The 253-nt window shown below is 51.0% G+C and carries 1 protein-coding gene; it reads left to right on the top strand.

Annotation, left to right across the window (positions count from 1 at the left end):
- Positions 1 to 253: hypothetical protein (locus HBA93_RS22290; RefSeq protein ID WP_221724693.1), on the top strand; the 253-nt coding region annotated here is incomplete at both ends.

Below are 253 nucleotides of genomic sequence, written 5' to 3'. Positions count from 1 at the left end.
AAATTTCGCTATTATGACGGCAGCGCTCGATGCACGCCTCCTCACACTCGTCGAAAAACTCTCAAAAGACGATTTGGCGGCCGCCTCCGTTTTGCCCTCAGTCGCCGCGCTTGTCCCTGAGGACAAAATGTTAGTATTTGAAGAGCTCCGTGCCATTGTCCTCAAGACTACAGATTGGGACCGAAAGCCTGCGGCGATCACAGGCATGATTTTGTTCCTGACAAAAGTCTCCGAGTTTGAGAGCAGATATCTC

The organism is Ochrobactrum sp. SFR4 (genome assembly GCF_019730395.1).
Classification (GTDB): domain Bacteria; phylum Pseudomonadota; class Alphaproteobacteria; order Rhizobiales; family Rhizobiaceae; genus Pseudochrobactrum.
This window is presented reverse-complemented; position numbering and strand designations above follow the sequence as displayed.